This window comes from Methylocystis sp. SC2 (genome assembly GCF_000304315.1).
In the GTDB taxonomy this organism is placed as follows: domain Bacteria; phylum Pseudomonadota; class Alphaproteobacteria; order Rhizobiales; family Beijerinckiaceae; genus Methylocystis.
Genome location: NC_018485.1, coordinates 1,597,285 through 1,619,399, shown reverse-complemented (window position 1 = coordinate 1,619,399; position 22,115 = coordinate 1,597,285). Strand labels below are relative to the sequence as shown.

The 22,115-nt window shown below is 60.7% G+C and carries 16 protein-coding genes; 10 read left to right on the top strand and 6 right to left on the bottom strand.

Annotation, left to right across the window (positions count from 1 at the left end):
• Window positions 1-4 precede the first annotated feature (4 nt).
• Window positions 5-1,585 (top strand): amidase, encoded by a 1,581-nt coding sequence (locus tag BN69_RS07740; RefSeq protein ID WP_014891029.1) that lies wholly within the window; start codon window positions 5-7, stop codon window positions 1,583-1,585.
• A 246-nt stretch (window positions 1,586-1,831) separates the two neighbouring features.
• Here BN69_RS07740 and BN69_RS07730 read toward each other — a convergent pair whose 3' ends face one another.
• The 3 genes from BN69_RS07730 to wecB all read right to left on the bottom strand — a co-directional run bounded on the left by BN69_RS07730 (window position 1,832) and on the right by wecB (window position 6,448).
• Window positions 1,832-3,670, bottom strand: a complete 1,839-nt coding sequence (locus BN69_RS07730) for a CHASE3 domain-containing protein (protein ID WP_244435063.1) — start codon at window positions 3,668-3,670, stop codon at window positions 1,832-1,834.
• Between the two features lie 129 nt (window positions 3,671-3,799).
• A complete protein-coding gene (locus tag BN69_RS07725) occupies window positions 3,800-5,260 on the bottom strand; it encodes a glycosyl transferase family protein (protein ID WP_014891026.1) in 1,461 nt (486 codons plus the stop codon).
• A gap of 111 nt (window positions 5,261-5,371) precedes the next feature.
• Window positions 5,372-6,448 (bottom strand): non-hydrolyzing UDP-N-acetylglucosamine 2-epimerase, encoded by a 1,077-nt coding sequence (wecB, locus tag BN69_RS07720; protein WP_148277065.1) that lies wholly within the window; start codon window positions 6,446-6,448, stop codon window positions 5,372-5,374.
• Between the two features lie 675 nt (window positions 6,449-7,123).
• Here wecB and BN69_RS07710 point away from each other — a divergent pair.
• Window positions 7,124-10,111, top strand: a complete 2,988-nt coding sequence (locus BN69_RS07710) for a bacteriophage N4 adsorption protein A (protein WP_014891024.1) — start codon at window positions 7,124-7,126, stop codon at window positions 10,109-10,111.
• A gap of 48 nt (window positions 10,112-10,159) precedes the next feature.
• Here the strand turns inward: BN69_RS07710 and BN69_RS07705 are convergent, their stop codons facing one another.
• On the bottom strand, window positions 10,160-10,855 hold the full coding sequence (locus BN69_RS07705; protein ID WP_244435062.1) for a hypothetical protein: 696 nt from the start codon (window positions 10,853-10,855) through the stop codon (window positions 10,160-10,162).
• 34 nt (window positions 10,856-10,889) lie between these two features.
• Between BN69_RS07705 and BN69_RS19770 the strand changes: the two genes are divergently transcribed.
• Window positions 10,890-11,192, top strand: a complete 303-nt coding sequence (locus BN69_RS19770) for a hypothetical protein (RefSeq protein WP_244435061.1) — start codon at window positions 10,890-10,892, stop codon at window positions 11,190-11,192.
• Between the two features lie 223 nt (window positions 11,193-11,415).
• Here the strand turns inward: BN69_RS19770 and BN69_RS07700 are convergent, their stop codons facing one another.
• Window positions 11,416-12,441 (bottom strand): adenylate/guanylate cyclase domain-containing protein, encoded by a 1,026-nt coding sequence (locus BN69_RS07700; protein ID WP_014891022.1) that lies wholly within the window; start codon window positions 12,439-12,441, stop codon window positions 11,416-11,418.
• A gap of 784 nt (window positions 12,442-13,225) precedes the next feature.
• Here BN69_RS07700 and BN69_RS19115 point away from each other — a divergent pair.
• The 6 genes from BN69_RS19115 to BN69_RS07665 all read left to right on the top strand — a co-directional run bounded on the left by BN69_RS19115 (window position 13,226) and on the right by BN69_RS07665 (window position 18,854).
• Window positions 13,226-13,714: an integrase arm-type DNA-binding domain-containing protein gene (locus BN69_RS19115; protein ID WP_148277064.1), complete on the top strand. Its 489-nt coding sequence runs from the start codon at window positions 13,226-13,228 to the stop codon at window positions 13,712-13,714.
• Window positions 13,715-13,787: 73 nt separating this feature from the next.
• Complete coding sequence (locus BN69_RS07690) at window positions 13,788-14,099, top strand: IS630 transposase-related protein (protein WP_014891019.1); 312 nt, start codon at window positions 13,788-13,790, stop codon at window positions 14,097-14,099.
• A gap of 206 nt (window positions 14,100-14,305) precedes the next feature.
• Window positions 14,306-16,465, top strand: coding sequence for a hypothetical protein (locus BN69_RS07685; protein ID WP_148277063.1), 2,160 nt, complete (start codon window positions 14,306-14,308; stop codon window positions 16,463-16,465).
• A gap of 356 nt (window positions 16,466-16,821) precedes the next feature.
• A complete protein-coding gene (locus tag BN69_RS07675; protein ID WP_244435060.1) occupies window positions 16,822-17,331 on the top strand; it encodes a hypothetical protein in 510 nt (169 codons plus the stop codon).
• 84 nt (window positions 17,332-17,415) lie between these two features.
• Window positions 17,416-17,886: a type II secretion system major pseudopilin GspG gene (gspG, locus tag BN69_RS07670; RefSeq protein WP_041927215.1), complete on the top strand. Its 471-nt coding sequence runs from the start codon at window positions 17,416-17,418 to the stop codon at window positions 17,884-17,886.
• 8 nt (window positions 17,887-17,894) lie between these two features.
• On the top strand, window positions 17,895-18,854 hold the full coding sequence (locus BN69_RS07665; protein WP_014891013.1) for a type II secretion system protein GspK: 960 nt from the start codon (window positions 17,895-17,897) through the stop codon (window positions 18,852-18,854).
• 6 nt (window positions 18,855-18,860) lie between these two features.
• Here BN69_RS07665 and gspD read toward each other — a convergent pair whose 3' ends face one another.
• Window positions 18,861-21,155, bottom strand: coding sequence for a type II secretion system secretin GspD (gspD, locus tag BN69_RS07660; RefSeq protein ID WP_014891012.1), 2,295 nt, complete (start codon window positions 21,153-21,155; stop codon window positions 18,861-18,863).
• A gap of 434 nt (window positions 21,156-21,589) precedes the next feature.
• On the opposite strand from gspD, the gene BN69_RS07655 reads away from it, so the two are divergent.
• A complete protein-coding gene (locus tag BN69_RS07655) occupies window positions 21,590-22,114 on the top strand; it encodes a prepilin peptidase (protein ID WP_244435059.1) in 525 nt (174 codons plus the stop codon).
• Window position 22,115: the final 1 nt, after the last annotated feature.

The following is a 22,115-nucleotide window of genomic DNA, read 5'->3' as shown; positions in this document are numbered from 1 at the left end:
TCCAATGACTGGCGCAGCACGACGCGATGTTTTGATCGGAGCGGGGGCGATCGCTCTGGCCGCCGCGACGGCCCCGTGGTCGCGCGGGGCGTTGGCGCAGAAGACTCATTCCCTTCGCGAGTCGGAGTGGGATTACGGCGCGATCAAAGATCTCCAGGCCGCATTGCGGGCGCGCAAGATTTCCGCGCTGGAGCTCACGGATCGCGCGATCGCGCGCATCGAGACGGCGGATCGGCGCGTCAACGCCGTCGTCGCCCGAGACTTCGAACGCGCCCGCGAGGCGGCCAAGGCGGCGGACATCGCCCTGTCTCGCGGCGAAAGGGGCGCATTGCTCGGCGTCCCGACGACGGTGAAAGAATCCTTCGATATTGTCGGACTGCCGACGACTTGGGGCGACCCGCAGTTCAAGCGTTTCATGCCGCGAGAAGACGCCGTGGTCGTCGCGCGCTTGAAGAATGCGGGCGCCGTCATTCTCGGCAAGACCAATGTGCCGCTGATGCTGAGCGATTGGCAGACCTACAACGACATCTACGGCACGACCAATAATCCGTGGAATCTTCGGCTCACGCCAGGGGGATCCTCGGGCGGCTCGGCGGCGGCGCTTGCTTGCGGCTTCGGGCCGCTGTCGATCGGCTCGGACCGCGGCGGTTCGTTGCGCGCGCCGGCGCATTATTGCGGCGTCTACGCGCACAAGCCGACGTCGGGTCTTGTGCCTAATCGCGGACTGACCCCGCCGGGCGCGCCGCCTTTGCCGCGCGACTGCGATCTCGGGGTCATCGGTCCAATGGCCAGAAGCGCTGCGGACCTCGCGCTCGCGCTCGATGTGATCGCCGGACCGGACGAAGAACGCGCCGGCTTTCGACTGGCGCTGCCCTCCGCCCGGCACGACAGGCTCAAGAACTTCCGCGTTCTCGTCATCGACACGCATCCGCTTGGCCGTACCGCGAGCGTGGTGCGGGCGGCGGTCGGTCGATTGTCGGAGCGGCTCGTCCGTGCGGGAGCCAAACTCGCGCACGCGAGTCCCTTACTGCCCGACCTTGCAGAATCAGCGCGTCTCTATGTTCGGCTGTTGTCCGCATTTTGGGGCGCGGATTTGCGGCCCAGCGTCTATGCCAGGCTTCGCGGCGCGGCCGCGACGCTGTCGCCCCGGAACCGGAGCCTCGCGGCCGAACGCATGCGCGGCGCTGTCATCAGCCATCGGGATTGGCTCGCGGCCGACGGGGCGCGGAGCGCGCTTCGGGAGCGTTGGCGCGAGCTCTTTCGCGAATGGGACGTCGTGCTCTGCCCGGCGATGCCGACGCCCGCTTTTCCACATGATCATTCGCCGATCGAGTCGCGACGCATCGAGATCGACGGCCGATCCTGCGCCTATCTCGACGCCCAGATTGTGTGGGCGGAGCTTGCCACGACCGCCGGCCTCCCGGCGACCGTGGCGCCGATCGATCGAACCGAGTCCGGCTTGCCGATCGGCGTGCAGATCATCGGGCCTTATCTCGAAGATCGCACCACGATCGGCTTCGCCGAACTCCTCGAGCGGGAGTTCGGCGGTTTTGCGCCTCCGCCGGACTTGTGCGCAACGCATTAGAGCAGGTTCCGAAAAAGTTGACAGACTTTTTCGATGTGAACCTGCTCCAACGTTTTGATTTTTTCCTTATCGATCACATGATTCGATGTGATCGGGAAGCGCTCTAGCGCGTCTGCAACGGCGCCATCCGCGCGCGTCGTTCCCTCCCAGCCGTGGCGTCGCCGGGCGTATTCCTCCAGCGGCGACGGAAACGCCCGCCGGATTAAGCTGCGCCGGACGAACGCCAAAGAGCGTCGGCGGTCGGCTTCAGGTGGTCTCCATAACTCCAAGAACAGCGCTCATCTTCTGCGCCAGCTGCTCGATCGAGAATGGCTTGGGCAGGAAATTTACGCCGCGATCAAGCACGCCGTTATGAATCACGGCGTTCCGCGAGAAGCCCGTTGTAAACACCACCTTCAGGTCTGGGCGCCGACGCAGCGCTTCTTCCGCGAGCGCGCGACCGTTCATGTCCGGCATGACAATGTCGGTGAAGAGCAAATCGATGTGAGGATTGGCGTTTATAAGCGCAAGCGCCTCGGCGGCGTTTCCCGCAGCGAGCACGCTATACCCCAAATCCTTGAACATCGCGACGGCGACGCTCCGCATCCGATCCTCGTCTTCGACGACGAGGATGAGCATCTCCGGCGATCCCCTCATGGCCCTTTGAAGTTGGTTCGCCTGATGAATGGGAGCGGCGACTTCTCCCTCGCCGACGAAACGCGGCAGATAAATCTTCACCGTCGTGCCTTGGCCAAGCTCCGAATAGATTTTGATGTGCCCGCCCGACTGCTTGACGAAGCCGAAGACTTGACTGAGGCCGAGCCCCGTTCCCTTGCCCGGGCCTTTGGTTGTGAAGAACGGCTCAAAGGCCTTGGCGATAACCTCGGGCGGCATGCCGGCTCCAGTATCGCTGACGGCGACCAATACGTATTGACCCTCCTTCACTTCGGCGTGTTCCCGCGCGTAGTGGTCGTCGATATAGGCGTTCGAGGTCTCAATCGTCACCTTGCCTTCGTCGTTCATCGCGTCGCGCGCGTTGACGGCCAAGTTCAACAGCGCGCTCTCGAGTTGATTGGGGTCGACATGGATCCGCCAGACCCCGCTTGCGAGAACCGTCTCGACGTTGACGGCTTCGCCAAGCGTGCGCCGGATCATCTCCGCCATGCCGCCCACCAACTTATTGGCGTCGACGGTCTGGGGCGCGAGCGGCTGCTGACGCGAAAAGGCGAGTAGGCGATGAGTCAAGGCTGCGGCGCGGTCGACGCATTCCATCGCCTTGTCGATCAAGCCGTCCTTGTCGACTTCGCCGCGCGCCATCGTGCGCTTTAGGAGGTTGAGGCATCCGACGATGACGGCGAGCATATTGTTGAAGTCATGCGCCAGACCGCCGGTAAGCTGACCGACGGCTTGCATTTTTTGAGACTGCCTGAGCTGGCCTTCGACGCGCTCCCGGCGCTCGCTTTCATCGGCCGCCTGCTTGAGCGCAATTCGAAGCGCAGCATTGGCTGTCTGAAGTTCGACAACTTGCCTCTGTCGATCCTTGAGCGTCGCCCACCCCAGGAGAGCCGCTGACAGGAGAGCGCCTGCAACGCCCATCTGCGTCAACGTCAACGTCCAGCGCATTTCGGCGTTTCTCGTCGTCAGGAGCCGATCTTCTTCGCCGAGCATCTCGGCGATAATGCTGCGCGCCTGATCCATGAGACGTTTACCGTTTTTAAGACGATCGGCGAAAGTCGCGTCCGGCGAGGCTCCGCGTTCTTGAATGTGTTTTTGTAAGGCGGCTAGTCGGTCGGCGACGACGGAACGCAGACGTTTCAGTCGTTGCATCTGTTCTTCGTTGTCGGAGATAGCCCGCTCCAAGGCGTGCAAACGCTCGCCAATTGTTCGATCGGCGTTACGGAAGGGTTCCAAAAACGTGTCGTCGCCCGTCAGCAGGAACCCCCGCTGGCTGGTTTCCGCATCCTGAACGGTGGAGAGCGTTTGCAGAAGCGCTGTGCGGACGTAAAGCGTGTGCTCGACCCATGTTTGCGCCGCCACCTGTTTTTGAAGCGAGATGGCGGCGCCACCGATCGCCGCGACAAGAAATCCGAAGATAGCCCATGACACGGCCTTTTTCGGAAGCGTAACCGTTACTGTCATTTTCATGACCTTGGGCAAAAGGCGACAAGATCAGCTTTACACGAGAGCGGTGTCTGTCAACTCCGACGCAACGCCATGCGCTGCAGATGCTTCGATTTAAGCTCCAACCGCTTCAACATTATGCGCGGGAATGGTGTGACTCGTTTTGTCCCAATTCAACGGTTCTCCGCGCACTTTATGGCGCCAAACGAAAATATACAGGGCGCGCAACGCCGAAGAGAAATTAATGAAATTCGAGAAAACCACCCTTGGCGCCGATATCAACCCTTGGCCTAAGCCATAGATCGACGTCGTAAAGATCATTCGCTGGACGAGCCGGTTGATGAGCAGGACGATGTTGACGAAGAACAGCAGCCGCAGGGTCGGGTTGAGCATTGCGTAGCCGGCGATGAGCCATTCTTCGCTGAATGTTCCAAGGACAAGGATCGCGACAGCGTTGAAAGCCAGGAAATAGGCCACGACGGCGATGATGCCGGACAGGATGCCCTTGCGATCGCGTAGGAAAAAGATTCTCTCGGTAAGCGTGTTGCCCCAGCCGAGCTTCGAGGCTCCCTGGAAGCCGATGCCCAGAAGCCAGCGCGCACGCTGACGGTAGGCGGCTCGGTAGTCGCTCGGAAAATTTTCTCGCGTCGCGATCGCGAGCGGCGTTGCGATCCGTTGCACCTGATCGGTCCCCCGCGGAATATCGAGCGTATAGGGGGCCTCATTGAGAACGAACGCGGACTTCAGGCCAAGCGACTTCATGGCGAAGGCGACGTCGTAATCCTCCGTCAAAGCGATCGGGTCGAACACCTCGCCCCGACGCCAGGCCTTCAGAGCTTCGATCGCTCTCCGGCTGAAGCAGGCGGCCACGCCGGCGCATGGAACGACGCCTGTAAGACGCTGCCGGACAAACAGATCCTTATTATGAAACTCCGCGAATTCATCCATATATGTGCCCGCGGTCATCTGAAGGAGCGAGCGCCTGAAGGAGTACACCGGGATCTGGATGAAATCGAAAGTGGCGATCAGCGCGCTGAACAGTGGAAATTCCAGCGGATGAATCACATCCTCGCTGTCGTGGAGCACATAGCCTTCGAATTTGATGTTCGAGGCTTTCTCATATTCGCCGATCGCCGCGATGATCGCGTTGAGACAATCGGCTTTCGTTGTCGGCCCGTCATGCGGACCGACGACGAGACGGACGTTTTGTGGAAGTTCCGCCGCCGCCCTCAACACTTCCAGCTGAGTCGCGGCGTCATTGGGGTAGGCGCCGACAAAAAAAACCGTCGTCGCGGAATGGACGGCGTTGGTCTTCAACATTTCGTAGATGACGGCCTCTTCGCGCCAGGCCGGCACCATGACCGCGAGAGGGCGTTGCGGCTGTTCAAGCAGCGCCTGTTCAGAAAGCTGGAATCGTTCGGCGCGGATCCGTCCTGACAATCTCATAAGCCAGTAAACAACATCGATGAAGACGTCATCGAGGCTGTAAAGAATAATGGCGACGCCAAAAACAATAAAAAGTCCCACCAGCGCGTCGACGTAGGCGACGGTGGCGTCGGTCAGGTCAAAAAACATCGGTCGTCCTTAAGCTCTTCAGCCTCGCGTGTTCGGCAGATTGAGCGCGCGTCGGACCTTTTGATTGTGCGCCTTGCCGCTCAGGTCGGCAAGGCGAAGCGCTGAAGCGGCCTAGGCGGCCGACAATGCCGGAATCGCGCGCACCAGTCGCGCACGCATCGCGGCGACGATCCGCTTCGCCGCCTGGCCATCGCCATAAGGGAAGACCGGGACCGACATGCGGGCGTAGAGCGCCGGATCGTCGCACAGCTGAGAGATCGCGTTCGACACCGCGGCGGAGTTTGTGCCGACGACGCGAACCGCGCCGGCGCGAACCGCCTCGGGCCGTTCGGTGGTGTTCCTCAGCACGAGGACGGGCTTCCCCAGCGCAGGCGCTTCCTCCTGGAGGCCGCCGCTGTCGGTGACGACAATCCAGCAACTCTTCAGCGCCGCGACCATGTCGGCGTAGTCGATCGCATCCGTAACCACGATGCGCGGATGGCCGCCAAGAATCCGGCGCGCCGGCTCATGAGCGTTCGGATTGGGATGGCTGACGAAGAACAACCCGAGATCGTCATGCCGGTCGACCGCCGCTCTTATGCCCCGTAGCGCGTTTTCGATGGGCGCCCCGAAGCTTTCCCGCCTGTGCGCCGTTGCGAGAATGACTCGCGGCAAATTCGGAAACCTCTTCGGGGCAGGCAGTTTGTGCGCCGCCGTCTGCAGCAGGGCGTCAATGCCCGTATTGCCCGTGACGAGACAGTCGCCAGGAGGGACGCCTTCGCGCAGGAGATTATTGAGCGACGCCGACGTCGGAGCGAAATGCATGGCCGCAGTCAGTCCGGCGATTCGCCTGTTGAGTTCTTCCGGATAGGGATCGTTGAGGTCTCCCGTGCGGAGCCCCGCCTCTATGTGCATGAAAGGCACGTTCATGTGAAACGCGGCGAGCGAGACGACCGCGACCGACGTCGTGTCGCCTTGGGCGATGACGCAGTCAGGTCGCACTTCGTCGATCACGCGATCCATCTCGGAGATCACCTTGCCGAACAGCTCATTCAGCGAGCCGTTTCGACGTTCGAGGTTCAGCCGGCGCGAAGGAACCACGCCGAAATCCTTTAGGGCGCCTTCGACGACGTCAGCGTGCTGACCGGTCGTCACCACGTAGGGAAAGGCCCAATCCGAACGATTGAGTTCGGCGATGACAGGGCCCATCTTGATGGCTTCAGGTCGCGTGCCAACGATGCATAAACAGCAAAGTTTTGATTTAGTTAGGCGAATTTCGCCTTTCTTGAGGCTTGTCAACTCGTTCATCTCAGCTCTGCTCAGGAGTGCCAGTTTAGTGGCCTGTATAAATTAGAAGTTCTGAGCTGTCGAATGAACATTTAGACATCTTAGCGGCCTGTAAAAAAAGCTATTCCGATAAAGGAGATGGATAAACCCAGCACCATTAGTGCGACGGCTCCCGCTGCGCCAAAAAAGAACGCTCCGACGAAACCGGCGAGCGATATCAATGTAAACAGCACGAGGATTAACACCATAAGTTGCATTTTGCTTCTGCTCCTGCATATGCCGCGAGGTCGGGTTCCGTGTACAAACCTTTTGGGCGCCCTGCGGGCCTAAGTATAGATTTTAAACTAATTTTCTAGTACAGAGCAAAACATGGGAATGCGGCGACCTTGCGAAGAGCCGTCGCCCCGGCGTTCGCGGCGCGCGCCGCCCGATTTTGCGTCATTCACGGTTATAGGTTAGCAAAAACAATATGTTTCGTTCCTGATTCGCGTGACGCGCGTGCGAAGATTCTGATGTCAGAATCTCGGCTTTTTGCAACGCAGATGGAGCGCAATCGTGCGGCGGGTTTTTCGAAGGCCTTGCGCAACAATCCTTTTTTTGGCGCTGTCGCTGGCGTCCACGACGCCGATCGCCGCTCGCGCCGCCGACAACGACGGCGTTCGCGAGGAGCCGCGGCCAGGCCAGCCCGGCTACCAAGAGCTCGCCTTGGCGTTCGCGCGTGTGGCCAAGGGCGATTACGATGGCGCCCTTAAATACGCCCAGCGGGCGCGAAGCCTCGCGCCCGCATATGAGATGCCCGTCCGCCTGCTGGCCGACATTCTAAACAAATTGGGACGAATCGGCGAGGCGGTCGACGTCATTAACGGCTTTGTCGCCAGCCATAAGCATTCGATGGCGCTGATCGCCCAGCGTGGTCATCTGCGCAAGCGGCTCATGGACGTCGCCGGCGCCGAGGCGGATCTGCGCAGCGCACGCGACAGCGGCGCGCTGACCCAAGAGCAGGCCGCCGCAGTCGACGTCGCGCTCTTCGATCTGGCGATGAGCGCCGCATATAAGGACTTTAACGAGTCTCGGCTGAATGAAGCCATAGAGAAGGCGCGCGCGGCGCATGAACTCGATAAAAAGGCGGAAGCTCCCGTCGGGCTGATCGCCGAAGCCTATAGCCGACAGGGCCGGGCGCAGGCGGCTCTCGACGAGCTGAACCGCTATATCTTGCAGAATAAGGCGAGCGGGCGTCTTCTCGCCCAGCGCGGCTATTTGCGTCGCGCCATGCAGGACTTGAAAGGCGCCGCGGCGGATTTCGAAGCCGCCCTCGCCGCGCCCGACATTGAGCCAAGCCAAACGTCGCCATTGCGCAATGCGCTCGCGGAAGCTGTCAAGGCTGAGCATGATAGCATTGTGCAAGCCGAACTCGCGGAGGTTTACGCGGCGATCGCGAAACGCGATTATGCTCGTGCGGTGAAGGCGGCGCGCGACCTGCGCGCCAAATATCCAAACGCCGAAGCGCCGCTGCTTGCGCTGATGGCGGCGTTGAGCAAATCCCGGCAGGCCGCAGCGGCGGTCAAGGAAGCGGATGCGTTCATCAAGGACAATACGCCGAGTGCGACGTTGCTCGCGCAGCGCGGATACAGCCGGCGCGCGACGGGAGACCTGAGCGGCGCCATTGCGGACTTCCGGGCCGCGCTCGCGCAGCCGGCTCTCGATCCCGCGCAAGCGAAGAGGCTAAAACTCGCGCTCGCGGAGGCGGAACGCGCCAATGAACCCGGCGCTCCGTCGGTCGGCGCGCAGGCGACGCCCCTGCAGCAAGCGCTCAACAGCGGCTATGACGCGCTGAAAGCGGGACGGCCGGAAGAGGCTGTGCGCGCGGCAAGAGAGGCGCGCAGTCTCGATCCCGAAGCGGAGGAGCCTGTTCTCCTCCTCTTGACGGCGCTTCTTCGCCAAGGGTGCAAAGCTGAGGCGCTTGCCGAAGCGAACCGCTACCTTGCGTCTGTCCCGCAAAGCCCAAGAGTGCTTGCACAGCGCGGGTTCATGCGCCGTCAGGCCAAGGATGTGATCGGCGCAATCGCAGATTTCGAGCAGGCCTTGAAATATGGACTCCCGGCCGATCAGAAGCTCAACGTCGCGCGCGCGCTGGATGAGGCGCGCTACACGCTCGTCGCCGAAAAGGCCTTCAAGGCTCTGGCCGCTCGCGATTGGGTGAGCGCGCTGCGTTATGGCAGGGCGGCGGAGGCTTTCCCCCGAGCCGACGAAGCCGTTTTTCGCGTGACGATCGCCGCGCTGGCGGGGCTTGGCCACACGGAGGAGGCGCTGCGGGCGTCAAACGCGCTCATCGCGCGCGGCAAGGCCACGGGCCAAGCCTATGCGCAAAGGGCCTATCTTCGTAAGACGCTCGGAGACGGCGATGGCGCGCTTGCGGACTTTGTGAAAGCGATTGACCGGGGAGATTTGCCTCCAGCGCAAATAGTGGCGGTCGAGCTTGAAATCGCTACCGCCAGGTCGTCGGCGTATGAAAAACAGGGAGATCTGGCGCGCGCGCGCGCCGAACTCGTCGACTTCGCGCAAACGCATCCCGGCTACGCCGCCGGATGGTCGACGCTTGGCCAATTCTATGCGCGTCAGAAGGAATATGCCGCCGCCGTCGAGGCCTTTGAGAATAGTCTCGCGGTCGAGCGCAGCGGCGAAGTGTTGCTGAACGCCGGCTATGCCAGCGTCTATGTCGATCGCTCGAAAGAGTCGCAGTTCTTTCGGGAAGCGCTCGACCGCTGGTCGAGCGATCCTTCGCTCCGCGCCCGGCCGGCCCGCGATCGAGATGTGGTCAGAACGCAGGTTGTCGAGGCGGATGCGAGCGTTCGCACCAATTTGGTGTTCAACGGCATCGCCGATCGTCGCAAACGCTGGGGCGGGCATCAGCTTCAGCCAAGCTTTGAAACGGTCATCCGATTCGATGGGCGCTTCCTGCCGTACATATTCGGCCTCGAGGGTTTGATCGGCGGCTTTTGGTCGCAGGACCAGACGCGCTTCACCGAGAGCTATTCGCGGCTGGGTTTGCGCTTGCGTCCGTTCGACGGCGTCAATTTCTCGGTGAGCGCCGAGTGGCAGCACTATTTCACGCGAAACGCGCCGTTCAATCAGCTCGCCTTGTCATGGGGCTATGGCTACGGCGGATTCGCCTATTCGAGCGCCCCAAGCGCGGGAGCGGCGGGCGCGATCGAACCCTCAGACATGAGCTATCCGCTTGAGACGGCATGGCAGCCGCTGACGAGCTTTGCGACCTATGGCACCTACAGGGCCGGCGAGCGTCGGTATCTGCAGAACGCGGTGGGTTTGCTGGGCTATTCCTACTGGGACGCTGACTCGCGCGTCGTGCTCGGGGCGGCTGCAATGGGCATGGCGACCTATGACAGCGCGGATACGCGCCGGTTCGCCTTTGGGGCAGGCCCGGCGCTGGTCGCGCGCACATGGCTCGGCGGAGACTTCTATCGCGCCTATGACGGCATCTTGACCGCGCAAATCGGCTATTTGTTCCCCTTCGGGGAGAGCCGCCGTCAAGGCGGTCTCAACGCGACGATCGGAATTTCCTTTTGACCGCATGCATGTCCGCAGCACGCCTCTGACGCACGCTGCCGCGACGTCCTATTTCAAAGCCGCTTCGGAGCGAGGAATCGTCACGACGACCGAATGGAAATATGCTGCGGCGTCCTCGGAGTAAAATCCGACAAGTCCATTCGAATAGGGCCTTTCTCGGTCAGTGAAGGTGGTCAAGAGAACGCCGTCGACGAATGCCGAAATGGTCGTCGACGTCGGGGTGACGGCCTGAACAATTTTGACGACATATCGATTTCGAATCGGATAAATCGGTCGATTTCCCGACGCCAAGAAGCGCTGGTCGCCGGGATAAGCAGGGTCCGCCTTGCCGAGCTCCCAGCCGTTCGGCTTGGGGATGAAGTAATAGAAATGCGTTTTGTCGACATAGTCCCACAAGAGCCAGCCCACTTCCCACGGATTTGGCGCATTCTGCCGACGCAACTGCTCCTCTGTGTGCAGCGAGGCTTCGATGGTCAAATCGCCCTTGACGTCGACCGGCCAAGACGGATGCGGCCCACTGATCAGCCCGGCATGCGTTTCGTTCCCAGAATTTGACTCCTTCGGGCGTATCGCCAGCGCCTGGCCATCGAAAAGACGGGCGACCGAGTTCGAACCATAGCCGTGATAGACGGACTTCCAACCGTGAGCGAGAAGCTCGCCATCTTCGATCCGTGCGTCAGGCGCGTGAGGAACCGCGCCGTCGAAAATCTCGGAAAGGATGATGCGTTCCGGCGTTACCGTCACGACAGCGCGATGTGACGTGGACGCCGCGCCTTTCTTGCACTTTATCGTGTACGTCGTCGTGCGGGCGGGACGCACGACGACAGCGCCAGACGATTTACGGACCACAAAGTTCGGATCGCGCGGGCGGCTCGAACCCGTGCAGACGTCGGCGTTCGTTGCGGAAAACGCCAGAGTCGCGGCTTGGCCGGGATTGATCATCGTCGGCTTCGCCGACAGCGTGGCGATTGGAGCGTTCCTGGTCGCCGTCGGGCGCGTCGACGCATCCTCAGCGGCGGCGTCGGCCAATGAAATCGACGCCAAGGCGATTGATCTCAGCAAGAAGGCCCATTTCATTTAAGCCAAGCCACGGATGGCCCCCACTCGCAAACGCAACGCCGCAACTTACTCAACTTTGCCGATCGACGATGAGGATTCCACGGCTAGGCTTAACAGGCCCGAGCGCGCCGGCCACGGTCATTCGGCGCATGAGCCTGACGGCCGCGGCGCGATGTCTTCGCGCGTGAACGTCGCATCAAGCGATCGTTTCGCGCGCGAAAACCCTCCGCGCGTCGCAGGCGGCGTCAGGAAACCGCCCGCTCGTCCTGCAGACGGCTCGCCGGAGTCCATTGGTAGACCTCGTAGCCGTCCACCACCTTGCCGGCATCGTTGAAGCCTCCACGCTGCTGCACGGGCTCGATGATCTGCTTTGCGCAGGCGATCGTGCCCGGCAGCGCATATTTCTGCATATGGCCGGCGATGTCGATGACGCGGTCGCTCATTTCCTCCATCGGCGTGTGCTCGTCGTAGTAAACATGCCCGGCGTTGATGCCGCAACGAACGGTGAAGTTCGACTTGATCATCTTCACATTGGCGTTGAACGCGTCGAGACCGCCGATCACGTCCTTGGCGGCTTTCAGCGCCGCGTCGATGGAGGGAAAGCAGGCCATGACGCCATCGGGCGTCCACGCCGCCTTCAGCGAGCCGTTGCTGCGGAGCTTGCTGTCGACGAGGTCCTTGTATTCACGAAAATCGTGCTCGATGAAGGTCTTGTCCTCGCCGAGCTTCATCTTGGTCGAGTCGACGACGTCAATGGACAGAAAGGCGAGGTCGCGGCCCATCGACTCGAGCTGACGCTTGGCGTCGCCCATGACCTTGAGCAGCTCCGCGCGGCTCTTGGGGTTGCGCGCGTCCATCGTCTTCATTTTTTCCTTGACCGGCGCAAGCACCCGCGCGTCGGACGGGGCAGCGGACTGCAGCGCCTCGAAGTCACGCTGCACCGTCGCATGGTAGATCGCGGTCGAGATCTTGCGTCGCATGGCGTCGACCCACATGCGGCCGAAGAGAAGTCCTGCGACGATGAACCAGCGCGCCAGCTCATAGCCCTTGAAGTTGGTCGGGACCAGCGACTTGACCCACCGGATCATCCGCGCGTCAAGGACTTCAACATATTCAATCCAGCGGTATGACCCCGCATGCTTGAAATAAGGCGTGACGAGCGGGAGCAGGACGAGCGCAACCGCGATGAGCAGGGCGACGTTCAGCAGCCCGAGTAAAACTCTGGCCAGCTTCAAATGGAGCGGGGATCCGGGATTGCGCGAATGATCCATGAGCTTCTTTCAGTCCGTGCTGGGGACGCCGATCGCCAGCGTTATCGCACGCGCAAATCGGTCCGCGCAATTCTGGATCGACGGCCAGACGACGACGCACCGAATAGGATACGCTTGAGCGCATCAGTCGGAGCGGGGGCGTCGGGGTCGAGAGAATCCCTGGTTGGTTTGGGAAGATCTTTCGTATGAAGCGCGTCCAACGGCTCCTTGTCCTTTAGCGTAGAGACGCGCGCGGCGGCGCCGTCGTCATTGCATTTCCCGCTCGTGTTTTTCGAGCCAGTGCATTGGCGGCTCCCGTCGGCGGGGCGTTCGAAGACGACGTCGGCTTGGCCCGCATCGCGCGTCCGAGCGCACGCCGAGATAACGGCGCCGCAAACGCAGCCGAGACAGTAGAGGAAGATCGCGAGATTTTTACGTTTCGGCCGCTCGTTCGTTGCGCGGTCAGAGCCCTTGCGATCGTCTGCGCGACGGCCTTGGCGTCGGCGCCCATCGCGGACTGACGAGTCCGCGCCGTCTTAAGTCATCCTCAACATCGACATAGGCGGGCGCGGCCACGAAACGGAGGCGAGAGAAGGACCTTGTGGAGAGTGAGAGAAGCGACTCTGAATATTCCCAAGCGAATTTGCAGGTAATTCCGCTAGTGCCGCATTTTTGCGTAACGGATTGCTTAAATTGGTGGGCGCACAAGGGCTCGAACCTTGGACCCGCTGATTAAGAGTCTCATCCACGGCCTATTCTGCGCTATCCGATCTTACGCGATGCTGCGATATTAGATTGATTATGATTGACATTACGCGCGAGACGCTTTCCGGTTGCCGTCGACGCTTTTTCGATGGGCCGGTTCGGACATTTGACGCCGGAGCAGGCGAGGGGGTTAGCTCAGGCAACTCTTGCCGAAGTGCGTCGCGGCGGTGACCCTGCAGAAGAACGTCGTGGTGAGCGAGCGGCAATCACGGTCGACGAACTGGCAAGGAGATTTCTCTCCGAGCACATCGGCGCGAAGCGGAAGGGCACGACGGCGGCTCACTACCGCAGCCTGAAACGCGTCAGCACTGGACCTTTAATCTGGACGACGACCTTCCAACTTCTCGAGCTTGATCCAAACTTGATCGACGCACTATGTGCAGAGACAGATCAAGCAACGGCGATAAAAAATTGGTCAGGTCCTATTGTCGCTGCGTTGATCCAAAATGCCAACTCGAACCGCAGCCTGGTCTTTCGTTCGTGGCAGGTCGAACCCAGAGAAGCAGAACTCTGGCCCCGTCAATTGTGACGAGCTGGAGCGCGTGGTTTTGCGATTCGGCTGAGGATCCCCGAACCGATCGCGCCGTGCGATTCTGCGCAGCATGGCGCGGGCCTACAGCCAGGATTTGCGTGATCGCGTAATCGACGCCGCGTTGGCGGGGCTTTCGGCGCGTGGCGCCGCCGAGCGTTTCGGGATCGGCGAGGCGACGGCAATCGTGTGGGTTCGCCGGGCGCGACAAACGGGCGAGCGTCAGGCGCGCCGCTCCAAGCCGGACGCGCATCGCGACGATCTGCTCGTGATCGAGGCGACGCCGGATATGACGATCAGCGAGCTTCTCGAGCGACTCCTGACCGAGCGCGGCGTCAAGGCGCGCCGCGCGGCGCTCTGGATTTTCTCGATCGCCTGGGGCTGACGTTCAAAAAAAGAGCGCCCATGCGAGCGGACAAGATCGCGCGGATGTGAAGGCGAAGCGCGAGCCCTGGTTCGAAGGCCAGCTCGATCTCGATCCTGCAAAGCGCGTCTTCATCGACGAGACATGGACGACGACCAACATGGCGCGTAAATGCGGGCGGCCTTTGCAAGCCATATTGTCAATTTAAATAAATATTCCGAAGCACAATGGCTTCGACTAAATTATTGATTTTCCTGAAAGCGCATTGTCAGGCCAAGATAGCTCCTGACAGGCGCATTCTTGCAATTGGGCGCAACGTGACACAAGGACTCAACTACGCTGGAGGAAATTCGAAACTCGACGTTTTACAAAACTATGCGAATGCTGCAAATATACTGCTCGCCGTCGCAAGGACGGCGATTGGGGGGTGTCATATGAAAGTCTCATTACCCAAGATAAAACATATGTGCTTGTTGGCGATGCTGGTCATAGGTTATGTCCCAACCGCAAGCGCCATCCAGTGTCCGTCGCCGGACTGCTATAAAAAGGTCCACATATACAATAACACCGATGGACCTATCTGGGCGGTAATTCAGGCCGGCATTCAGAATCCCGATCCCTGGCTCCAGGCCGCCTTTAATGATGCTTCGAAGCCCTACGCAGAGACCCATTACTCGCGTGTGTATATCAATTCTACGACCGGCATTCCCGCCAAGGGGTCGGTCACCGTCACGGTCCCGTGGTATTCCACTCTGCTGAACGATCCAGACCCCTATGCCGACTGGTGGAACGGCGGCCGTATCGTTATTTTCGATAGCAAGGAAGCAATCGAAGCGGCGCATAAGCAAGATCAGGGGAAACTGCTGAAAACTGCGGCCGGATCCATGCAGTTCTCCTGCGATGGTTGCACCTCAACCGTCAATGACCTGTTCTCGGATACTGAAGCTTTCGCAGAAGGCATTCCGTTTCAACTGCTCGAGCACACATTTGCAAACGTCAAAACGACGGTGTCGCCCCCGGCGATCATCGACTTGAAGGTCGGATATAACATTTCCTACCTGGACCAGGTCTATTTGCCGATCGCTTTGGCCCCTTGTCGGACGGAGCCCTGTAAAGATGATGGCACGGACAAGAGCGCGGTCGGCTACCTGGGCACCACGCAATCCTTCTCGGACTTTAGAACCAAGCTCAGAACATTTCGAACTTCGATGCAATGGCCGCGCTATAAGGGTTCGCTTGACGCCGAGGCAAGACCGCGGCTTCCCGGCGCCTATAACCTCATCACGGACGCGCTAAACCAAAAGGCCAACAACAATAACAAGACGGCGTTCACGCCCAATTCTCTGGATTCGCAGGCGCTCAAAGATCTCGTCGCTCAATGGAAGGCTTGCACGACGACAGGAGCTGGGTGTCCGCAGGCGAGCTTCTATAAGAACATCGAAAGCTTCTTCAAGGAGAACTTCCAAAAATATCTGGCGCTCAAAGGTTGTCAAAGCGGCTTTCCGCTGCCCGCTAACTTAAATGGCGAACTCGGTCAGCTGTATCTCATGCAGTATGTATACGGGTGGGTTCCATTCAACAATTACTGCACGAACATTGGAGCCGGCGTCAATGCGTTGAACCCGTTCGCGCCGAACACTTGGCCTCCGTTTTCGAAGGCGATCAACCAGTATATTCAGCTGCAATATAACTTCGTAGAGACGCAGCTGCCGCAGTTGCCGCAAGCGCTGCCAGCGCAAGTGTTGCGGTTGGCGCAGTTGGGTCAAACATTGGGCCAATCAGCCGCGCAAAGGCTGCTGTTCAACCCCTTCACGCTCTTGGTCCATGGAAGCCAGTATCTCAACGCGAACTCTTATGCGTTTTCGGTTGACGATGCCGCCGGCTTTCAGAGCAACACAGGAGAGGGGCTTGTCGTCGCCGTCGGAGGCCCGAAAGGTCTGCCCAATAACATTCCAGTTCCCAAACCTGCCGATTTCAACACGGACTTCGAGATCAATCTCGGGGATACAAAAGCGCAGAACAGACCTGAATGGACCAAATACGGGATCTGCAAAAACGTCGCTGACGTCGATTTTCCGCCGTTCCCCCCTAACGAGAATAACTACAGCCGCACGATCGTCGTTCCCATTGCGACGAAAACGGTGCCCTGCACAGTGACTATTCAGGACGCGCAGGGGAAAACATACCAGATTCAGGCCAACTCGAAGGTTCCATGGCCTGCATGGAACAACAACCGGGGGTTTGATCCGAAGGTCATGTCCTGCCCGTTGGCGGGAACGCGCAGTTGGTGCCAGAACTCGATCAATGAATTGTCGCGGCCGGACGAGCCTCGGTTCGCGATCATCACCGGGCCTTCTTGCGCCAATCGGAACTGTAACCCGTTCTGAGCAGGTTAGGGCGCGCCCTCCGGCGCGCAAATGACGCAGCAGGCGATCGGCGGACTGTCGAGGTCGACAGCCGGTCGCCTGCTGCGGCGCAAAAGCCGCAGGTCATTATCCAACGAATCGCGTGCTCATCGCCGAACTTTTGGGGCGCGCGGCGGCCCTTTCAAGCGCGACGATGAAACGCTTGCCGACACATATCTGCAATAGACCGAGCATTAATTGCCTCAAACAGAGTTGCGCCTCGCATGAGGCTCTCTCTGCATCGAGAGCGTAGTCCATTTTGATTCCAGAGCGCGCATTCGAGGACGCGCCGCCCTGCGTTTCTTCCGCGTTGCGCCGGCCATGAAACAGCAATAGACATGACGGGTCGCGGCTCGATTGCCGGAGGTGTGATGCGATTTATTTTTCGGCGTTTCCGAGCGAGATTGATTAGCCTGCTCGGCGTCGCGCGCCGAGATAAGCCGTCTCTGCCCAAAGTTTCGTCAACGAAAATCAAAGACGCCGCGCCGCGCTCATTTGTCTTTCTGCTGGTGGGGGGCGCGCTGGTCCTGGGATCGCCGGCCCACGCCGATATCAACGTCAGACCTGACGCGTTGATGCACTATTCTTACTGCATCAGCCATGCGAAGGACCGCGCCAGCGTCTTTCTGCTCGACCGCGGAACGCTCTACCGCTGCGGCGATGACATCGCCGTGGCCTATTTCAACTATTTGGGTCGGCAGCGCATGCCCGAAAGGCGCGTCGTAGAAGCCGAAGGCGTCTTCATCTATCGAATGATTTCGGGCATTGGCAAATGCTGGAACAAAATCGAGGATGCGGAAGGCAATCCGGTATCGATCTACGGCTGCGACGTGTACGTGGAGCTTTGACGTCGTTTCCCGGCGGACGCGGCGTCGACTGGCGAGTCGGCGCGCTTAAGAAGCGTCTAAGGTTTCAGGATGGGAGCAGAAAAAATGCAGCAGAAGGATTTGGATCGCTCTGCGAGGCGCCGCGCCCGAGTGATGCGCCCCGCAAGGCGCCGCGCCGGCTTCACGCTGGTCGAGATGCTGGTCGTGCTTGCGATCATCGGCTTGGTCGTTGGGCTCGTCGGTCCGCGAGTTCTGAATTATCTCTCTGAATCCAAAGTGAAGACGGCTCAAATTCAGATGGAGAATATCGGCAGCGCGCTCGATCTCTTTTATATCGACGCCGGACGGTATCCGACGACCGAGGAGGGACTCACTGCGCTGGTGCAGCGGCCCGCCGGCGTTTCCTCCTGGAGCGGTCCCTATCTTAAATCCGCGGGCGTTCCCAAAGATCCGTGGGGACACGCCTATCTTTATCGATCGCCCGGCAGGGACAGCCCCTACGATGTCGGGTCACTGGGTCCCGAAGGCCGCGAGGGCTCCGCAGGCGCGATCTCTCGCAGCGTGCAGGCCAAGTGAGATAAGGCGTGTGCCCAGGCAGCGAAGCGCCTCGCTTCGCCAACAAGCGACGCGCGGGGTTCGCGTTGCTTGCGGTGATCTGGGGCACGGGGCTGATCGCCATGCTCGTCGTCGCCTTTATGAATTCCGGGCGTTTGCGTTTGCAGGTCGCTTTCAATATCGCGAGCGCCACGGAGGCGAACTATCTTGCGGAAAGCGCGATCAATATCGCGACGCTCACGTTGCTCATGCGACGCGACGCCTTGCCTACGAGCGAGACGGTATACGACGGCGCGCCGAAATTTTGCGTATTGGATCAAGCCGTGGTGGCTTTGGCGGTGGAAGCCGAATCCGGCAAGATCGATTTGAACGCCGCGCCGCCTGAACTGTTGCAAGCGGCGTTTCTCGGCCTCGGCCTCGATGAACGCAGAGCCGAGGAAGCGGCGAGCGCGATCATCGCCTATCGGACGTCGCCGACCGATGCCGGCGTCCAGATGGGCTCAACGTCGAAGGGCGGTAAGCCCCTCGCCGCCAAGGAGGGGGTGTTCGAGACGATCATGGAGCTCGATCAGGTGAACGGCCTCGACTCCGCGCTCTTCAGCGCGCTTCTGCCTTTGGTCACAGTCCATTCAAAAAACTCGGGAGTCGACTCTCGTTCGAGCCCGCCAGCGCTCTTCGCCGCGCTTTCGGGATTTCCTGTCGAGGCGGTGGGAGCTCTTGCGTCGCAACCCTATCCCAATAATCTTAACCGGACGGATCCGCGCTTCCCGGCGAATTTCAATCAGCCAGGCGACCAGAGCGCCTTTCTCATTCACGCCGAAGTTCGCCTCCCAACCGGCCAGACGATCGCAAAAGACGCCATTCTCGATTTGCGGCCGCCCGACGGGAAGCAATTTGCGATTCGGGAAATCAGGCGCGGTCAATCTCGGTACGCCGATCGGCTGCGCGCGATCGGCGCCGCCAAGAACGTCCTTGTTGGGGAATGCTGAGCGGCGTCAGCGCATCTCCTTGTCCGCGCGCCAAGGACTTTTCGACCAGGGATCCAACAGGGTGCGCCGCACCGATTGTTCGATGTCGTGGGGGCGTCCGATGGCGCGCGACGATATGTCGAGGAGCTTGCGCTTATATTCTTCAGTGATCTCGCGACCCTCGCTGAGCGAGCGCACCACATGGGGCGTGAGCATGATGATCAGCTCCTGCTTGCCGATGGAGTCGCCATGATTCTTGAACAAATTGCCGACCAGCGGAACATCGCCGGCGATCGGGATCTGGGAAGAGTTCTTGCCGGTCTCGTTCTTCACCAGTCCGCCGAGCATCAACGACTCATTGTCATTGACGACGACCTGAGTTTTGACCCTGCGCTGCTGAATTCGCGGCGTTGTGCTGTTAGGGTCTGACAAGGGATCGACGTTGGAGACTTCCTGTTCGATCTCCAACATCACCCGTCCGCTTTCGCTGATATGGGGCGTGATTTTCAAAATGACGCCGGTGTTGGTGTAATTGACCGAGTTGAAAGTGTTGCCTATCGCAGACACGCTGGTCAAAGTCTGCACGGGGATCTGGTCGCCCACCTGCAGAATGGCTTCTCGGTTGTCGAGCACCGTCAGCGACGGCGTCGAAATAATGTTCGTGTCAGTGATCGCGTTTAACGCATCGATCGTGATCTGTTGATTGGATGCTCGGACCGCGTAAGCGAAGCCGGGAAACACGGCCCCTACGCTCGCGCCAATCAAGTTGTGGCCGAGGACGTCGTTCACCGCTGGAGTGGCCCCGGGGAGGTTGCTGTAGCCGAAAAGGTGCGGATTCGTTTGCATAAACCAACGAACGCCGAAGCGAATGGTGTCGTTCAGTCGGACTTCGGCGATAGTGGCCTCGAGATAGATCTGGTTCGGGAGCACGTCGAGCGTTTCGATAACGCGGCGGATCCGCCGATAGTCCTCCGGAATCGCCATGACGATCAGCGCGTTCTTGGCGTCGTCGACGCCGATCTTATAGCGGTCGTTGTCGAGACTGACCGCCGGCGTCGGACCCGCCGCGCCGTTGCTCGGTCCGCCAGGCACGCTGAGCCCGCTGATGCTGCTGGGCGAACTCGTGGCGCCGCCGAATCCCGCGCCGAAGCCGCCGCCCGACGGGCTGCTGTCGCTGGAGCCGCTGCCGGTCGGAGATGTGGGGCCGCCGCCTGCGCCGCCGCCGGTCGGGCCGGACGCGGAAAGCGCGCCGAGCGGGCCCGCCGCCCCGCCGCCCAGGCCGCCCGACGACAGCGACGACTGGCCGAGGCGCGGCGAAACGCTCGAATCCGTCTGTCCCTTGGCGCCGAAGATCGATGTCAGAACCGTCGCAACCTCTTTGGCGGGGCGGTTCTGAACGCGGTAGGTGAAAAACTGCTTGTCGCTGTGTTCCGCGCGCGCGTCGAGCTTCTCGATCCATGCGCGTGCGCGGGAGATGTATTCGGACTGCGACGATATCACGAGTATTGACGACAGACGCTTGTTGCCGATGAAACGGATCATGCCGCCCATCGGGCCCTCACGCTCCGAGCCGAAAACATTCTTGAGATCCTCGGCCAGCAGATCGGCGTCGCCGCTTCGGACGGGAACGAGGGCGAAGGACATGCCTTTCATCGTGTCGATGTCGAACATGCGGATCGCGTCGAGCAACGTTCCGATGTCTTGCGCCGTCCCGCTGATCGTCAGCGTGTTGCGCGCGCCATCGGCGCGCACAATGGAACCATGCTCCGCAATCGGCTCCAGCACGTGCTTCATCTCGGCGGCTGAGACAAAGCGCAGCTGGACAACCCTGACGGTTTCGCCTAACGGCGCGGCCTGGGGCGGCAGCGAGTCGCCCAAGATCACTTCGCCCGAGACGGCCGCCTGATCGCTCGGGACAACCTTATAGATTTGACCAGCTTTGACGACGGAGGCGCCCGACACCCGCAGCGCTGACTGGAAAAGATCGAGCGCCGTGCTCTTAGGCACGGGATTCGCTGTATGGACCGTCACCTTGCCATCGAGCTTGGGATCCACCACGAAGTCGGCGCCAACGATGTCGCCGATCACTATCTTCGCGGCTTGCGCGATCGGAAGGTCGACGAGGTTAAGGGTGACGCCGTCCTCGCCAGCCGATTCTGACGCCGCTGCGGGGGCTTGCCCGGAGCCGATCAGCCGGCCCGTGCCGGTCGCGACGATGGCCCGGCCCCTGCCTCCCGATGGGAGCGTGACTCCGGAAGTTCTCGCCCCATCCCCGCGCAGTCGCGGACCTTCCTTCAATGGCGCGACGTTCCACTCCGCCACAGGCGGTCCACCCGCCACCGATGAGGCATTGCAAGCGGCCAGGCCGGCGGCGACTAAAGTCAGGGCAGCTGCTCTGAGGAACAAACGCAACACCTGAAACTCGTGGGTGAACAAGAAGTCTGGACGCCCGGAACCGTTCGCCATGTCTACTAAGCTTCGCTGCGTAAGACAACGGTGATGATTCGCGCTTCAGGATGGAAAGGGGTTAAGTCATTGTGTTCGATGAAGCGGGCAAAGCTCTCTTGGCTGCTCGACTGCAGCCCGAGCGAGGAGCCCGTTCAGCAAAGGGTGGGGATTTCCGTTGCGCGATCAGTTCGCAGGCGCTCATGTCGGTCGGTAGGCTGTTTGGGCCTTCTTGCCGACGTCGGCGCCGCGCGCTCGGGCCCGTGGCTCGCGGCATTTTGCTGGGGCGTTCCGACTCGCGACCGTTGACCATGACCGCGTGGCTGTCGCTGCTTGCGCTCGCCGCTCTGCTGGGGCAACGCGATGAACTTGGTTGGCTGCTGCTGCCCAGCCTGCTTCTTTTCATGGCGCTCTGCATGATCGCGCTGTTCGACGCCCGCTACTTCGTGATCCCTGACGGACCACTTCTATTTCTCGTCCTTTGCGGATTGGTGACGATCGTTGCGATCGCGCCGGAAGCCATCGGCGCGAGGATCGCGGCGGCGGCGCTGGGCTTCATCGCCTTGCAGCTCGTCTCTCTTGCCTATCAAACCCTGCGTGGCGCGGCTGGCGTTGGAGAAGGCGACGCTCGGCTCTTCGCCGTCGCAGGACTTTGGCTCGGCTCGGAAGGCCTGCCGAGCTGTCTCGTCTATGCGACGATATCGGCGCTCCTATCGGCCGTGATCAGCCTGCGTCAGGGAACGCTCGAAAATGCGCGCGCACCGATGCCCTTCGCCCCGCATTTGGCGCTCGGCCTGTGGGTCGTCTGGGTCGTTGGTCCGATTGAATTCGGCTGAG